General features: G+C 66.9%; 15 protein-coding genes and 4 pseudogenes. 10 read left to right on the top strand and 9 right to left on the bottom strand.

Annotation, left to right across the window (positions count from 1 at the left end; all coding sequences use genetic code 11):
- Window positions 1-97 precede the first annotated feature (97 nt).
- Window positions 98-664 carry a hypothetical protein gene (locus AB0L97_RS37520; protein WP_364439557.1) on the top strand — a complete coding sequence of 189 codons (567 nt, stop codon included), beginning with the start codon at window positions 98-100 and terminating at the stop codon, window positions 662-664.
- Window positions 665-735: 71 nt separating this feature from the next.
- Here the strand turns inward: AB0L97_RS37520 and AB0L97_RS37515 are convergent.
- From AB0L97_RS37515 to AB0L97_RS37495, 5 genes and pseudogenes are all read right to left on the bottom strand, one after another.
- Window positions 736-882, bottom strand: a pseudogene (locus AB0L97_RS37515) (IS256 family transposase); the annotation flags it as partial.
- The gene (locus AB0L97_RS37510) at window positions 883-1,428 is read right to left on the bottom strand and encodes a hypothetical protein (RefSeq protein ID WP_364439554.1); all 546 of its coding nucleotides are present in this window, start codon (window positions 1,426-1,428) and stop codon (window positions 883-885) included. It abuts the pseudogene before it with no gap.
- Window positions 1,429-1,566: 138 nt separating this feature from the next.
- Window positions 1,567-1,938, bottom strand: coding sequence for a hypothetical protein (locus AB0L97_RS37505; protein ID WP_159850049.1), 372 nt, complete (start codon window positions 1,936-1,938; stop codon window positions 1,567-1,569).
- Window positions 1,939-2,157: 219 nt separating this feature from the next.
- Window positions 2,158-2,550 (bottom strand): LecA/PA-IL family lectin, encoded by a 393-nt coding sequence (locus tag AB0L97_RS37500; protein WP_364439550.1) that lies wholly within the window; start codon window positions 2,548-2,550, stop codon window positions 2,158-2,160.
- A gap of 110 nt (window positions 2,551-2,660) precedes the next feature.
- Window positions 2,661-2,964, bottom strand: a pseudogene (locus AB0L97_RS37495) (recombinase family protein); the annotation flags it as partial.
- Window positions 2,965-3,175: 211 nt separating this feature from the next.
- Between AB0L97_RS37495 and AB0L97_RS37490 the strand changes: the two are divergent.
- Window positions 3,176-3,460 (top strand): gas vesicle protein G, encoded by a 285-nt coding sequence (locus tag AB0L97_RS37490; protein WP_364439547.1) that lies wholly within the window; start codon window positions 3,176-3,178, stop codon window positions 3,458-3,460.
- Between the two features lie 1,289 nt (window positions 3,461-4,749).
- Window positions 4,750-4,893, top strand: a pseudogene (locus AB0L97_RS37485) (type II toxin-antitoxin system RelE/ParE family toxin); the annotation flags it as partial.
- Window positions 4,894-5,017: 124 nt separating this feature from the next.
- On the opposite strand, the gene AB0L97_RS37480 reads toward AB0L97_RS37485, so the two are convergent.
- Window positions 5,018-5,416: a hypothetical protein gene (locus AB0L97_RS37480; RefSeq protein ID WP_159850045.1), complete on the bottom strand. Its 399-nt coding sequence runs from the start codon at window positions 5,414-5,416 to the stop codon at window positions 5,018-5,020.
- A gap of 693 nt (window positions 5,417-6,109) precedes the next feature.
- Between AB0L97_RS37480 and AB0L97_RS37475 the strand changes: the two genes are divergently transcribed.
- The 5 genes from AB0L97_RS37475 to AB0L97_RS37455 all read left to right on the top strand — a co-directional run bounded on the left by AB0L97_RS37475 (window position 6,110) and on the right by AB0L97_RS37455 (window position 10,525).
- Window positions 6,110-6,409: a DUF6342 family protein gene (locus AB0L97_RS37475; protein ID WP_364439542.1), complete on the top strand. Its 300-nt coding sequence runs from the start codon at window positions 6,110-6,112 to the stop codon at window positions 6,407-6,409.
- 610 nt (window positions 6,410-7,019) lie between these two features.
- Window positions 7,020-7,634, top strand: coding sequence for a pentapeptide repeat-containing protein (locus AB0L97_RS37470; protein ID WP_364439539.1), 615 nt, complete (start codon window positions 7,020-7,022; stop codon window positions 7,632-7,634).
- Window positions 7,635-7,807: 173 nt separating this feature from the next.
- Entirely contained in the window at window positions 7,808-8,254 is a 447-nt protein-coding gene (locus AB0L97_RS37465; protein ID WP_364439536.1) for a hypothetical protein, read from the top strand.
- Between the two features lie 98 nt (window positions 8,255-8,352).
- Entirely contained in the window at window positions 8,353-9,327 is a 975-nt protein-coding gene (locus tag AB0L97_RS37460; protein ID WP_364439534.1) for a hypothetical protein, read from the top strand.
- A 370-nt stretch (window positions 9,328-9,697) separates the two neighbouring features.
- A complete protein-coding gene (locus AB0L97_RS37455) occupies window positions 9,698-10,525 on the top strand; it encodes a hypothetical protein (RefSeq protein ID WP_364439531.1) in 828 nt (275 codons plus the stop codon).
- Here the strand turns inward: AB0L97_RS37455 and AB0L97_RS37450 are convergent.
- Both AB0L97_RS37450 and AB0L97_RS37445 read right to left on the bottom strand, forming a co-directional pair.
- Window positions 10,522-10,785, bottom strand: a complete 264-nt coding sequence (locus AB0L97_RS37450; protein WP_364439528.1) for a hypothetical protein — start codon at window positions 10,783-10,785, stop codon at window positions 10,522-10,524. The two genes, AB0L97_RS37455 and AB0L97_RS37450, sit on opposite strands and share 4 nt — an antisense overlap.
- Window positions 10,786-10,911: 126 nt before the next feature.
- Window positions 10,912-11,610, bottom strand: a complete 699-nt coding sequence (locus AB0L97_RS37445) for a hypothetical protein (RefSeq protein WP_364439525.1) — start codon at window positions 11,608-11,610, stop codon at window positions 10,912-10,914.
- A gap of 152 nt (window positions 11,611-11,762) precedes the next feature.
- Between AB0L97_RS37445 and AB0L97_RS37440 the strand changes: the two are divergent.
- Window positions 11,763-12,762 (top strand): annotated as a pseudogene (locus tag AB0L97_RS37440) (IS481 family transposase).
- Here the strand turns inward: AB0L97_RS37440 and AB0L97_RS37435 are convergent.
- Entirely contained in the window at window positions 12,751-12,993 is a 243-nt protein-coding gene (locus AB0L97_RS37435) for a hypothetical protein (RefSeq protein WP_364439523.1), read from the bottom strand. The pseudogene AB0L97_RS37440 and the gene AB0L97_RS37435 sit on opposite strands and share 12 nt — an antisense overlap.
- A gap of 555 nt (window positions 12,994-13,548) precedes the next feature.
- Here AB0L97_RS37435 and AB0L97_RS37430 point away from each other — a divergent pair.
- Window positions 13,549-13,923 (top strand): hypothetical protein, encoded by a 375-nt coding sequence (locus tag AB0L97_RS37430; RefSeq protein WP_364439520.1) that lies wholly within the window; start codon window positions 13,549-13,551, stop codon window positions 13,921-13,923.
- The last annotated feature ends 538 nt before the right edge of the window (window positions 13,924-14,461 follow it).

The raw sequence follows: 14,461 nt of genomic DNA, 5'->3' as shown, positions 1-14,461 counted from the left end.
CGCCACCACCCGGTGGCCTGCACCACCAACTGAAACTGGATCGAATACAACCCGGACTCAAAGACCGGGTGGTCCCGTCATCGGGGACCGGCCAAACATGCGCAACGCCAACTTCACCAAAGTCCGGGCCCGGCAAATGGCCCTGCACGAAGTCCTTGGACATGGCCTGCAGAGCGCCAGCATCTCCGCTCGCTGCGCCGTCGAAGACGTCCCATGGGTTCGCCTGCTCTCCGTACACGGACCCCAGCAAGTCCTGCTCGAAGGCTGGGCCCAGGCCATGCCGCTGTTCATCACACCCGACGACGAAGCATTGGTGGCCAGCACCAGACTCGTGCACTATACACCCAACTGGTCCGGGCCCGGACTCCACCTCGCTATCAACGCCGGGACCTCCATCGAGTCCTGCGCCGACCACGCCCGCTCCCGCGTCCCCTGGTGGAACGACAACCTCATCGCCGGCTTGCTAGCCGACCGCAGCACAAACCGACTACTCAGAACCTACATGTGGGCATATTCCGCAGGAATCGATTATTTTGCGAACCTAGCCGAGGCCGAACCGCCCGTCATCCAATCTGTCCTTCACAACGCATACCGCGCCCCACTCACACCTGCTGACCTCGAACGACTCTGGCCCGGCGGACCCACTGTCGGCGGCTACGCATAAGGCTTGTGAGATTGTCGAGCTCGATGCACCGCTTGGGACTATCTCGCTAAAGGTGTTTCCGGCGGTTTCTCTCAGTAGGTTCGGGCGTCGGGCCAGCGGTCGGCAAAGGTGATCGCGAACGCGTTGACCGCAGGCTTCCAGCGCATGGTCCATCGTGCCCGACCGGCGCCGGTCGGGTCGAGCGAACGAGTCACCAGATACAGGCATTTCAGGGCGGCTTAGAGTGCCGTGGTGACCGCGTCGATCCCGGCCACGGTGACGTGGTCGGCGCCGGTTCGCTCGTGGTGACGCACCCCGGCGACGGTCCCTGCCCGCCGCAGCGCCCCGGCGACAGCGAGCGCGACCGCCAGGGTGGGACAGGTGATCTGCAGTCGCGGCACCGGTCCGGTGAGGTGGATGGCCCCCGCGGCCAGGAACCCGGCCCGCGCGATCGCCGCCGGGTTCTGGTCGAGGCGGGTGATCACCTCCGGCGGCAGCCCCTGCACCCGACGCCCCTGGCGGGGGTCGAGCAGTCCCAGCCGGGCGCGCACCCCGGTCGCGTCCGCCACCCGCACCTGCCACCGCGGGCGCGCCCGCGGCCCGGCCGCCGCCACCCGCCCCGCTGTCTTCAGCTGCGCGCCCAGCAGCGCGCACACCCGCTGCGCCGCGGCCCGGGAACCGAACACCAGAACACCGTCCCCGGTCGCGAACCGCACCAAAGTGACCAGCTCGACGCGCTCGGCGTGGTCGTCGCGCGGTGCCGCACCCAACTCTAGGGCCGCCATATCGGTTATCGACCGGTAATCGCCGTCCACACCCATCACCGTGCCAGCACACCCCCACCAGCCCCGTCACCCGGCGCGGCGCGCCGGTCGTTAGAGATCTCGCGGCAGCAGCGCAACACCAACCGATGAGATCAGCCGCTATAGCCGTGGCTGCTGGCCGTTGCCACGTTCGATGAGCATGGTCAACATGGTGAGGATCCGGGATTGTCCGGACGCTGCGGCGGCCAGCTTGCCCTGTATCTCGGCGAACCCGTTGTGCAGCTCGGTGAACTGGCTGTTCATCGACGTGCGCAGGTCGGTCAGATCTTCATGGACGGCGGTGAATTCGGCCAGGGTGGCTTGGCGGAAGTCGCGGATCTCCGAACAGATCGCGGTCACGTCCCGGTCGGCGCCACCGGCCAGCACCCGCGCCGCCGCGGCGTCCTGCTCGGCGATGTGCAACCGCCCGGTCAGATCACGGACCTGCGCCTCCAGCGCGGCCACACGCGCCTGCAGATCCTCGGATGCCATAGCCCGGCAGCCTACGCGGGATGTGGTGATGTCTTTTGCACCATCCGCACAGCGCTCGCCAGTGCGTGTCGCCTCCGAGGAGAGAGAGAAGGGTCGGTGCCCGACGGGTGCGGCGGCGATCATCATCCGGGGAAGCCGAATGACGAAGTACCCCACCAAGGCGGAGTTGGTGGGGTACTTGTCGTCTATTTCTTTCCGTCGCCTTTGCCTGGCGGCAGGCTAGATGCTGCCGTGGTTCTCCACTGTCGCGACGTATTCGCCGGAGTTGTCGCCGTACTTGCCGGGCCAGTCGTTGTAGGCGACGATCACCTCACCGTCCTCGAGTGCACGGAAGGTCTGGGCGGAGCCCGCGGCAAACCATGGGCCTGAACCCACACGCACGATCAGCGTCCCGATCGGCGCTCCCGGCACCACACCTTCGGCCTTCATGTATGCCCCGGCATACTTGCCGTCGATGTACCGGGTCCCATCAGGGTAGGTCGTGGCGTCTCGGCCGTAGGCCGCCCGCCCGCTGCCGGAGACGGTGAACACATCGTCGCGGCTGACCGTCACGCCGGACTTCACCCCGTCCTCGGCCTTCGCCGGCACCGTGACAACGCTCGAGTTACTCATGGTGGCACCTCCCGATAGTTCCAGTATGTGACCCCGGAACTATAGCTACCATTCAGCAAATGGAAGAGGGGTTGGTGGACGACGCGCCACAGGCCCCGGCGCACCTTGGGGTTTGCGATCGACGAATCCTCGCCGATGGAGGTCGACGACTCTCTCGCCAATCCCGCCCGCACTCCCTTGCCGGTCAGAGTGCACTGCCCACCGACCGGCGAAGGTCGCCGAGGTTGCGGGCGAGACGGTCCATGGAGTGCACGTTCACGAGGTGTCTCCGTCGCGCACGAACGCGAGCAGCTTGTTCAGCTGCGGACGTGCGGTGTGCCTTCCTGCGGCCTTGCCGACGAAGGTGCGCTCGACATCGATCCAGTCGAGCTGCCGCACGGTCTCCTGGACTCGGCTGGGCCGCTCGAGCGCCAGGGCGGTAGTCGGCGGGCCTCGCGGTCGTCGACAACCGCAGGGTGTTCGAGGGATTGCGGGAGCCGTGTTTGCGGTCACCGTGATTACCGCCGCGTGGTGGGTAACCGTTGGCTGTCGGATCGGTCGCCTCTGACGGTGCGGTCGTTACCGACGATCCACGCCACTGGACGGGATATGAGCCGATGATCGAACTGATCGACGATTCGCCTCGGTGCTGGTCGGCTGCCGAGGCGGGCACCCGCAGCCGCGACAGGGCCCGGCCGTGGGGGTGATCGGCGCGGTCGTCGCCTCGCCGTTGAGTGTGGTCATCGGAGTGATCCGGTGCGCTCAGGCCCTCCGGGACCAGGCCGAGCAGAAGACCCGACCGGACCCCGCGGTCATCCGCGGGCAGCTGGAGCAGATCGCCGAAGCCGCCGCCGTGGGCGAGTTGTCGCAGCAGCAAAAGCTCGCCGCTCAGCAACAAGTGTTCCTCCGGATGCAGCGCTACCCGTTGTGAGGTCGGGGTCTGATGCGTTCGAGTTCGGGCACTGGCCGTAACGCTGCGGGTTCGGCCGGGCCGGCGGGGCTGGGCTGCGGTGTCGTGAACCATCCCCATGGTCAGCGCACCCACGGGTGCATCCGGTGCCGCCGAGACTCCTGAACCGACGATCCATGACTTTCCGCTTGTTTCACGCGCACCAATCCGACTGTATGACAGCGTTTTTCACGCACGCACGATAGGGTGTGTTTCGAACAGTTCGGTGCGCAACAGAATTCGTGATCGAATGGGTTCCGCCGTGCCCGAGTCCTCACAGCACCGGGGTGCGGCAACCGCGGATAGACAGCGACCAGGCGGCTTCGCTCTCGGTTTCGTGCTCGGAACCGGAATCTTCGCAGGTCGACAGGCATCGGATCGCGGCGGGCGGTCGAGAGCTCTCCGGGATGCGACTTCGGCCCCGGTGCGAGGTTCCGGGGCCGAAGCGGTAGTGAGGCGAACTTCCTCGACGGGATATCGAGGCCCCGTCAACGTTACCCCTGCTGACCTGGGGTGGCGGGCAGCCCGGGCGCGGGTGTCGCGGCCGGTGGTGGGTGCTTGACATGTTGGGGTCGAGTGGCAGGCTGCTGGGTGAGGTCGGGGTCTGAGCCGCCGCTCGGGCACCGGCCGTAACGCCGCAGGTTCGGCCGGGACGACAGAGCTGAGCCTGCGGTGTCGTGTTCACCGGTGAAGGCCAGCGACTCCGTTTCTTCGGTCGTCGCCCTGGTTCACGGGTCGCTGCCGCGGCTGGTCAGTGACCTCAGCAGGGTCGCGATCTGGGTGCGTAGCTCTGCCAGGGACGCATCGCGGCGACGCTCTCCCCGGTGGCCGGGCGGAAGTCGCTGCATCTGCGCGCTGATCTCGCTCAGGTCCCGATCCGCGTCACCGGCGAGCATCCGCGCGCAGCGGCGTCCCGCTCGACGCTGCGCATCCGCCAGGTCAGGTCCGCGACTACCGCTCCATCGCGATCAGACGCCCTTGCAGATCCTCGGTCATAGTTGCGCAGCCTACGTTCGCCGAACCCTGCGAACGTGGTCGCCGCCCGCCGCGTTTTACCGTTTTTCGGTAGGATCGGAGGCGTCGCCCGGGTTAACTCGGCAGCCCCCCAATCGGGTGACCGGCAACGGCCCGGAACATTTTTTCCTCTCGGCTTCCAGGCCGTTGTCCGTGGTGGTTCTATCGGCGACTCCGCGGCTACCCGAACTTCGTTGCTTCTTACGCCCTCCGAAACCCCCATTCACACTGCCGAATGCCAGTCGTCTGGCCAGCACCTCGGTCGCGCCTGCGATGACATCCGCCCCGGCTACCGCAAGCTCGCCGCCGGATCGCACACCCTGTACTACCGCTCCACCGATGAGGGCGTCATCGACATCGTCCGCATCCTGCATCAGCGCATGGACCTCGACCACCACCTCCGACCGGTCTGCGGTAGCACGGAACTGCTCTCGAATGCCGCCGCGTGTGTGGTGTCTTCTGTCTCGGTGTGGTGAACGTAGCGGCTCCCCCGACCAGAACCCAGGCGAGTCGGTGCGAGGTCGGTCAGTCGGGCAGCACCCACTCGTTGCCGCGGGTACGGTCCGCCAGCCGGGCACCCCGACCCGCTCGGGTCTCCGCGACGATCTCACCCAAGCGGTAGTGGCGGGCCTCGGCCAGAGCCGCGTTCCACAACACGGCGGCCCTGGCGGGTGTCATCGACTCCGGGTAGGTGATCACGCCACGATCCCGATCCCATCGCAGCGACACCGCCGAGCACGCCCGATCGACAGCGTCCTTGAACGCGCCCTCGATCAGGGGCTCATCCCAGCGCTCGTCCCCGGCCAGCGGGCACGCGTCGGCGTCCCGCGGCTGTCCGACGTAGTGGCCGGCCAGATGCGCCATCACCCAATCGGTCTCCCCGACCGCCTCCTCGACGTCCCATCCCTCGCGTAGCTCAGGCATGCCGCGGATCGTAGCCGCAGGCATCGAGCAGATCGAAGAACTCCGTACTCAACACACCGACAGCGACTGACCGAGGCTCCGGGTCTGTCCCTCCACACGAGGATCGAGGTCCAGGACTCGTTCAACGGGTGCGTGGCTTCAGCAGCCGCCGCGCCCGGGCTACGGCTGGACCGAGGTCGCTGACTGTGTCGGTGTCGGGTCTGGTGGCCGGCCGCCCTGCCCAGGACCCCGGTTCCGGTTTGGCGGATCGACATTCTCGCGCGCCTGACCTCGGGCGCGGACACGGCCGAGTGCCCAAGATTCGATTTCTCGACAGCCTTCTTGCGCTGGTGCAGTCGCGGGGGTTCGAAGCGCCGCATCACCCCCGCCGACTCGGACGCGGTCTGGGTGACCGCGTTGCGCACCTGCTGCTGACGGTTCGAACGGCCGCATCAGTCGGAACGGGGGCGCGCACTACCAGACCACGGGTCCCGACGCCGAGACGCCCACGAGTGCTGGATCCGGACGGATCCAGCGTCCGGGGCGATCTCGACCGAAAGTTCCTGTTCCCATAGAGCGAGTGACGCACAATCGCTCCGTTGGCGTGCCGTCCGGCTCGGGTTCTGCATAGAATTCTCTTGCGGGGCAATCGAATTGGGTACCGGTTACCCATTCGAGGATCGCAGGATGATCTGCAGATAAGGGGAATTCAGCATGGGTGATATCGATCTGGGCTTGGCCTCCGACTGGGAAGAGGGCGACACCCACGGCCGGGTGAAGCTGCGCCAGAACCAGGTGTATCCCACCTCACCGAAGAAGGATGTCCTCATCAGTTCGCCGGTGAGCATCGAACTGTCGGTGAACACGAACTTCAGCACCTCGCAGGAGGCCGACAAGATCTACTTCACGACCCACCACGGAAACCAGAAGAAGATCATCGCTGTGCTGGACTCCAACGGCGACCTCTATGTCGCGGGTCGAGTGATCACCGGACAGACCAACTTGGGCTACTGAACCGGCGCCGCGACCGGCCGTGTGTCGTGTCGCGGGCCGGGACGGACCAGGGGAAACGCCCTGCCGACCGTGGGACGCGGTCGGCAGGGCGTTTCTGCTGAGCTGGCCTCCGGTCAGAAGGTTCATATTGCCAGAATCGTCGATACAAAGGCTATTCGGCCGATATGAGCCCTGAACTGAGGTCGGTGGCCTGAGCCGCGAAGTAGCGAGCGTGCTCGGTGGGCGCGTTCCGTCAGCTACCCGTTGCGGGTGCTTGGTATCGAGACGAACTCCGCACGCTGCCGGTGCCGGGGGCATGCGGCCATCTGCGGAAAGTCCTGTGCGCCGGATTTCGCATCCCAGTGGCTGCTAGACGCCGCGTAGGCGCGACGCGACCAGCGTAAAGGTTCCGGGAGACGGCGACTGCGACCGGGATGATGACGGCATGAGTTCCGCCTCCGCGGCGCCGCGCCGCCCGCAGACCGCTCAGGTGCTCGGTGCTCACCGCCGTCTGGCAGGGCGAGCATCGCCTGGTCTTCGTGCGGCGCCAGCACCGCAGCGACGATGCAGGCGGATAGCGCGACGCGTAGGGGGAATATTTCTGTGGGACGGCTGGCCCAAGATCGCTTCAGTGGCCACCGCCGCGGTGGCCGTGGCGGCGCTGTGGTTTACCGGCCAATCCCTGCACGCAGCCCAAAATCAGTACGGCCTGTCCGAGCAAGGGCAGGTCACCGACCGCTTCGGCAAAGCGATCGAGCACCTCGGCTCCGACAAGATCGACGTTCGATTAGGTGGCATCTGTGCTTTGGAGCGGCTCGCCCGAGACTCCCCGGCGGATCATCCCACCGTGTTCGAGGTCCTTGGTGCTTTCATCCGTACACACGCACCTGTGGGGCCTACGTGCCCGCCGTTGAACGTACCCGGCGCGGGAGCGATCGCGGAAGATATCCAGGCTGCTGTCACGGTGATCGGTCGCCGTGACACCAGCCACGACGGCTCCGATACGATCGACCTGTCGAACTCCTGCCTCGTCGAAGCGAGCATGATCGACGCGAAACTTGCCCACGCGGACCTCTTCGGCGCGAACCTGACCGACGCGTTCCTGCTCGGCGCGGACCTGACCGACACGGATCTGACCGACACAGTCCTGAATGGCGCGGTCCTGGATGGCGCGGTCCTGGATGGCGTTCACTACGACGAACACACGGAGTGGCCGGGCGGCTTCACCCCGCCACCAAGCCGTTAGCGATCCCCTTACGGGCCCAACGCGCACAGCGCGCGCTCGACAAGTTGCTGGCCGCGCTGTCGACCCACAACGGAATCCACACACCCGCCCGGGCCTACTCTGTAACGAATTCTTCTGTCTATCAACGTTTCCGCCCGCGCGGATGGCCGCTGTGTGGTGGTTAGGAGGCAGTGATGAGCGGATGGACCGGAAGGGGCGCGGTGTGGGCCGCGCTCGCGCTGATGGGGTTGTCCTCGGTCGCGTCGTTTCTGTTCGGCCGCGAGCTCGCCGAACTGGCGGGGATGCCGCTGTATCTGACGGGGCTGTGGCCGATCATCGTAGCGGCGACAGTGTTCCAGGCCGGACTGTTCTACGCGCTGCTGGCCAGCACCCGCGACCGCGGCGGATCGGCGCGCTGGTACTTCGCCGGCCAACTGATGCTGTGGGTGGTGGTCGCGGTGGCGGGCAACACGCTCATCCTCACACAGGATGTGCAGCGGCTGTCTGCCACTGTCTCGGTCGTGGTCACCTCGGTGCCGATGTTGTGCCTGCTGATCTGCTTATACAACACGGTGATCTTCCTACGTGCCCGTCGCCCGCGGCGATCCGACTCGGCGCCCGCGGTGCGCACGCCCGAATAGCACCACCTGTCCCAGCGGTGGAATATGTTCAGCTTCACGTCGCGCGTAGGTGCGCGAGTCCGCGATGTGGCGAAGCTGCGAACCGAGACGGGACAAAGATGACGGACTCCCATGACCACGACCCGCATTCCGCACTGATCGACGACCGGCCCCTCCCCACCCTCGTCCCCGGCCTCGGGCGCGAACACGCCCGGGAGTGGCGACAATTCGCACGATGGGCGGCCGCCGCCGACCACACCGCGTTCCCCGCCGGCGCTGCCACGGTGCTGGCCTACCTCGCCGAGCACCCCGGCACTGCCGCGACCCAGCGCGGCCGCGTCACCGCCATCAACACCGCCCACCAGCGCGCAGGCCACCCCGCCCCCGGCGAAGCCGAAGCCATCCGGCGGGCCCTGAACCCCGGCCGCGGCGCCCGGCTCGACGCCGCCCGCGACCGCGCCGCCGCGCTGCTGCCTCAGCTGCCGGTCACCGGATGGACCGACGGCTTGCACGGGCGCCGCGACGCGGTCCTCCTGCTGCTGGCGACCTCCGGGCTGTCCTGGCGGCAGATCGCCGCCCTCACCCAACGCGAGGTCACGGTCACCGACACCACAGTGACGATCGGCCCACAGCCGCTGGTCGAACTGCCCGCCACCGGGCTGCCCGCAAGCTGCCCGGTCCGGGTGTTTCGGCGCTGGATCTCCGTCCTCGCTCACGCGCCCAAGGCCACAGGACACCTCGAGATGGAACGCATCCTCACCTCGACCACCGAGACCGACCCCAACCCCGTCTTGCCCCCGGTCTACGGCGCGCTGCCTTTCCTGACCGACTTCGACGACCGCGGCCTGGCCACCGGATATGTCGACGAACTCGACCCACTGACCGCCGAGACCATCGCGGCCATCATCACTGAACATCTACTGCGACAACATGGTTCAACGCTCGCGGGTGATCTCGACCCCGACTACTATGCGCGCGGCGTCGCGGCTCGCTGGCGCACCCAGCCGATCCTGGACGAGCTCGACGACCTGCTCGACCGCTTCGACGCACTCACCGCAAACGTCGCGTTCGGCGACTTCGACGCAGACGGCTGAACGTTGCGCCACTCGCGCGAGGTTGTCGCGAAGCCGATGTCCGAAATGCCTCCACACATCGGATCGGTATCCGAAGGAGCAGATGGTAGCGGCGGGCAGCGACTGGGCACCGGCCTTGGCAAGCCCGGCGACGGCGAACTGTCTGCGGCTGATGACCCAGCAATAGACTGGGCGTCGAGCAGTCCGCTGTCCGAAGACAATTGGCACCAGAGAAGCGAGCCACGGCATGATCACGACGGATGGCGAATTGATCGCTGCGTTGGCGGAGCGGACAGGTTGCGGTCACGACGACCTGTTCATGCCTGTCACGTGGGGGCGGATCCGGAATACATTCGCCTATCCGTTGGACACGGCCGCGGCTGAGCAGGTCATGCAGCAGATTATCGAGGAGATGACCTGTGTGGTTGAAGTCGGTGTTCCGGCCGAGGCTGATCCGCTGTCACGGTATGTGTGGCTTCAGGAGATGGTGACCCGCTACCAGTCCTGCGAGACGCGTAAGGTCGCGATCCGCGTCAGCGCAGCGGGTCGAATGCCCGCGTGGACACTGTCGGGCGATGGTTATGACCCGTTGGCCCACGGCTGGGATCTCGACCCGGATGACTACCCCCACGAGTTGGTAGCGCAGGCACGGACATGGGCGTGGTGGAATCGGGTGAAGGCCGCCGGTGTGCGTGAGAGCTGGCGGATGCCGTCTCCCTACGCTGGCGCCGCTTCCGATGTCCCGATCGACGATGCCCTGGACGACCGTGACAGCACCGGTGACCAGGCGGGGTATCGAAGAGCCTTGAAGCGGATCCGCGACGCGAACTACCGTGACGTCGACGCGTGGGCGCACTCGGGCCACGACGCTCTCGCTCGTGCCGACGCTGTTGTCGGAACGAGCAGGAAGTCCAGCGCACGGCGTGCGGCATTGCTGACCGAAGCGCTGGGCTTCTACCAGACCGGTGTCGTCGTAGGTGAACTGAGCCTGCCGGCCGGGTTCACCGGTGTACTGCCCTGGTCCTACATCGAAAATCGACCGTTTCATCGAGCCCGGCACGGTCTGGCGCTGGCCTGGTGGCGGCTCGGCGACTTCGCTCGCGCGGCTACGGTCCTGCGGAGTGGACTGTGGATCAACCCCGACGACAATCAAGGCCTGCGTGAGCTGCTGCCGCTGGTCGAGTCACGGATCGCCTACGAAGACACCGACATCGACTAAGACGGTGTCGTATCGCCGGGCCGATCGGCTTCCGCCGCCGCGCCACCGGGGATGTCCCTGACGATCGGCCCCAAGGCGCTCGAGTTGTCGACCGTCTCGACGGCCTGGCGCAACTGCGTATCGGTGATCTGCTCGTGCTGGTATTCGCGTGGGAGTAGGTGTGGCTGGTCGCACAGTCCGTGCCCGAGCAGCAGCGGGAACAGCAGGTGCTCGAGGAGTTCTTCGAGTCCGGATTCGACGTTGAGCGCGTTCCCAGTCACCGCGAACGGTGGGCGGATCTGTGACAGGCCATCGGAGAGGGAGTCCACAACGTGGACCGGCGTGCGGTGCCGGTCCCGTTCGAGGGCCTGGGTGGTGAATGCGACCGCGTAAGCGGCTGCCGCGGGCTACAGAGCCGCCCGCCACCGCACGTCGGCCTCCCGGCACACCTGCTGTGCCCGTACCGGCAGGCTGGGATCGTAGCGCTCGAGCGCTCGGGTTATCGCCTCCAGACTCGCCCCGGCCCCGAGGTGGGCGAAGGCCGGATGCCGCGTCGGATGCGGAGCGAGCCAGATCCACGACCGGTCCATCGGGCGGTCCCAACGGTCCATGATCACCGGCCATCCGCGGCGCTGGGTCAGCTCGCGCTCCACTTGCCGGCCGAGGTCGGGCCCGCACGTCAACGCGAGCACCGCGGCGACCGCGGCCCATCCTGCGGGTGCGGACAGATCCATGTCGACCAACTGGTCGATCTGCACTGCGAGATACGGCAGGTCGGCGCGGTAGTAGTGATCGCCGTCCCAGGCGCATGCCGGACAGACCGGGGATCCTTCGGGACTGGTAGCGAGCAGGTGGTGGGTGGGATACCGATCGCCGCAGATCGGACAGGGCTCCCCCGGCTCGTCCTGGGCGGCGAGGACCCGCTTGCGTCGTGTCGCGGTCAGTTCCGCGTCGACGCGTACGGCGATCTCGCTTGGTGTCTCGGTGTCAGCGCGTGCTCCGGTCGCCAGATCCTCGACGGTGGCGTCCGCAGGTGCCAGGACTCCCAGATATAGCGGTGCGGCGCGCTGGGACGCAGTGTCGAGGTCTGTGGGGATGCGGCACACGTCAATGTCGTCGTTTTCCAGTTCGACATCTAGCTGTTGCGGGGCGTGACGTTGGTGACGCGGTGGCAGTGGTGGTGAGCTGAAGGCGGTTCTTTCGACGGCAGGATGTGAAGCGCCAACTACCACGTCCGCCGCAAGCCGAAAGAACCGCCGTGATTCACCGTAATGCCCCGCTGACAGTCGAGGGCCGCTACCGGCTCGTGCAGCGCTGCCAGACCCGGCCGATCGCTCATGTCGCCGCCGAGATGGGCCTGTCCCGTCAGTGTGCGAGCAAGTGGGTCAACAGGTTCCGCCGGTACGGTGAACTCGGCCTGCACGACCGGTCCTCGACACCGCACCGGTCACCGACAGCGACTCCGGCCCAGATCATCGTCCGGATCGAGCAGCTGCGGCGTGAGCAAATGGTCGGCACGACGCATCGCCACCGAACTACATACCGAGGGCACGGTGATCTCGGCACGCACGGTGAGCCGTCACCTGCACCAGCTGGGACTCAACCGGCGGCGGTTTCTCGACCCGGCCGGCGTATCGAACCGCGAACCGCGCCGCATCCTCGCCCGCCGACCCGGGCACATGGTCCACGTCGATGTGAAGAAGGTCGGAAGGATTCCGGACGGCGGCGGCTGGCGCGTGCACGGCAAGGGCTCGGACCGGGATAAGGCTGTCGCCCGCACGAAGAAGCGCGGCACCCGCACCGGCTACGTCTTCTTGCACACCGCGGTCGACGGCTTCTCCCGGCTGGCCTATACCGAGGCCCTGCCCGACGAGAAAGCCGTCACCGCAATTGGATTCGTTTTCCGGGCGCGAGCGTTCTTCGCCGCTCACGGCATCATCCACATCCAGCGGATCGTCACCGACAACGGCGCCTGCTACAAAGCAACCGACTTCGCGAAAGTCCTGCTCGGAGCGCGGCACCAGCGCATCACGCCCTACACGCCACGACACAACGGCAAGGTCGAGCGCTACCACCGGATCCTGGCCGAGGAATTTCTCTACGCCCGAGAATGGACCAGCGAAACCCAACGCGCCGACGCACTCGGCGTCTGGAACATCCACTACAACTATCATCGACCACATTCCGCCGCCGGAAACCGGCCTCCAGCCAGCCGCCTCCACGCTGGCGTCACCAACGTCATGGCCTCATACATCTAGTTGGACCGGGCCGCAGTAGGCGACATAGCGACCGTCGTCCAGATCGAGCGCAGCGGCGGGCCACCCCAGCTCCCTCAGGTGGGTCAGGATGGAAGTCAGCCAACGCCCAGCCCGCGCTGTCGTGGACGCTGCCGGGGTGGTTTGTGCGTGCAGCAACTCGGTGTAGACGCCGCCGGTCTCGATCTTCAGACGGCGTGCTCGCTGGGCGGCGGTCGGCTTGTTCTTGGGCATGGTTCGGCTCTGATCCCGGCGGTTCCCACGCCGACCGCCGAATTGTCAGTTCCGAATCCGGGCAGCGGCACTCTACGCGGGACTCGTAAGCCCTTGAAACCGGTGCAGTGCCGACGAAAGCGTGGGATCTCGACGGCAGCCGGGGGCGTGCGCGGCTTGCCCTGCACAGATCGTACGGGCTCCCCTCGGCGGGGCCGCGCCCGCCGGGGTGAGACCTCCCGGTCCGCGTGGCCGTGCGCGAGCTGACACGGTTGACGAAGTCAGCGGTGGCCTTGGGTTCGATCCGGGGGATCGCCCACCGGGCCCCTGCACCGATTCCCGGCCGTGCTCGAGCGCGTCGCGCCGGACGGCAGCGACGATCACGGCACAACTGGCCGCTTTCGATGAGTCGCTGCCGGTTTCGCGTGATGATCGGTGTCATGGGTGACGCCGGGCGCCGACGGATGTGGATGGTCGAGGTCATGTTCAGTGCAGAGGTGCGGGTTCGGCGCTGGCTGAAGAGGACTTCGCTCATCGGCGTGTCTCCGACCGGCAGCAGGCATATCGTTGTCGGGCATGGCAACAGCTGAGATTTCCATGGACGATGCCCTGTTCGCTCACGTGCTGGAGGCGGCCGGGGAGAACCTGTCGGAGTGGATCGCCACGGCGTGCCTGCATCGGCTGCTGAAGCAGGGCGTGTGGGCCGCGGTCATCTGGGAACGTGAGCACCCAGCCGAGGCCGCTGCCGCGCGGGCCGAGGAGGCGGCACGGCAGCTGGAGGCCGAGGCCGAGACCGAAGTCCGCTACCAGGCAGAGGAAGCGGCCCGCCGCCGCGGTGGTGACGGCGCCGAACCCACCGCCGAGGAGGTCGCCGCGGCCGAGGCCCGTGTCCGGGTGCTGTTCGAGAGAGCCGACCGCAAACTGCGAGGACAACAGGAAGGTGAGCAGTGAACTCCCCTGCGTTTCCCGAGGTGCAGGGTCGCGGCTAGCGTACGGGCTGGCAGGAGTCCGGCGGCTCGGCAGCCCAAGCATTCCCAGGCGGCGGTGTCACTGTGTGCGGCGGCGTCGGCGACGTGCGGGCCGGTGCCCCAGGACAGTTCGTCGCCGCAGTGCGGGCGAGTGCTGGGCAGCTCGTCGGGTGAGTTCACGGCATGAAGGTGTTCACGATCGGGTAGCCCACGCTGGCCAGTGCTTCGGCGGCAGCACGTTCCACCTCGATGTGCACCTGGGCGGGCCTCAGCGCAACCGGCTCGACCGGTGGAGTGGTCGGCGGTGTGTCGTAGAGAGGTTGGGTCTGGCGGGTGGTGTCGGCCGGCCATCCACCAGACCCAACACTTCTAGCCTGGAGAATATCCGCTCTCAGACGCCGGGAATTTGCGGGAGTTTGCGGGTTCAAAAAAGACATCCCAGGGGCTTGGGTGTCAAGCGGCAGACGATTTCTCGGTGTGTGGGTTCCACGCGGCAGTCTCGTCGTAGACCGTTCGCGTCT

The organism is Nocardia sp. NPDC051911 (assembly GCF_040681035.1).
Lineage (GTDB): Bacteria > Actinomycetota > Actinomycetes > Mycobacteriales > Mycobacteriaceae > Nocardia > Nocardia sichangensis.
Note: the sequence above shows the minus strand (reverse complement) of the source record. Positions and strands in the feature narration are given on the sequence as shown.

Bases quoted from the DNA above. Each gene is read 5' to 3' on its own strand.
- AB0L97_RS37520 (WP_364439557.1), top strand. From the start codon at position 98: ATGCGCAACGCCAACTTCACCAAAGTCCGGGCCCGGCAAATGGCCCTG.
- AB0L97_RS37510 (WP_364439554.1), bottom strand. From the start codon at position 1,428: ATGGCGGCCCTAGAGTTGGGTGCGGCACCGCGCGACGACCACGCCGAG.
- AB0L97_RS37505 (WP_159850049.1), bottom strand. From the start codon at position 1,938: ATGGCATCCGAGGATCTGCAGGCGCGTGTGGCCGCGCTGGAGGCGCAG.
- AB0L97_RS37500 (WP_364439550.1), bottom strand. From the start codon at position 2,550: ATGAGTAACTCGAGCGTTGTCACGGTGCCGGCGAAGGCCGAGGACGGG.
- AB0L97_RS37480 (WP_159850045.1), bottom strand. From the start codon at position 5,416: ATGCCTGAGCTACGCGAGGGATGGGACGTCGAGGAGGCGGTCGGGGAG.
- AB0L97_RS37475 (WP_364439542.1), top strand. From the start codon at position 6,110: ATGGGTGATATCGATCTGGGCTTGGCCTCCGACTGGGAAGAGGGCGAC.
- AB0L97_RS37465 (WP_364439536.1), top strand. From the start codon at position 7,808: ATGAGCGGATGGACCGGAAGGGGCGCGGTGTGGGCCGCGCTCGCGCTG.
- AB0L97_RS37460 (WP_364439534.1), top strand. From the start codon at position 8,353: ATGACGGACTCCCATGACCACGACCCGCATTCCGCACTGATCGACGAC.
- AB0L97_RS37455 (WP_364439531.1), top strand. From the start codon at position 9,698: ATGCAGCAGATTATCGAGGAGATGACCTGTGTGGTTGAAGTCGGTGTT.
- AB0L97_RS37435 (WP_364439523.1), bottom strand. From the start codon at position 12,993: ATGCCCAAGAACAAGCCGACCGCCGCCCAGCGAGCACGCCGTCTGAAG.
- AB0L97_RS37430 (WP_364439520.1), top strand. From the start codon at position 13,549: ATGGCAACAGCTGAGATTTCCATGGACGATGCCCTGTTCGCTCACGTG.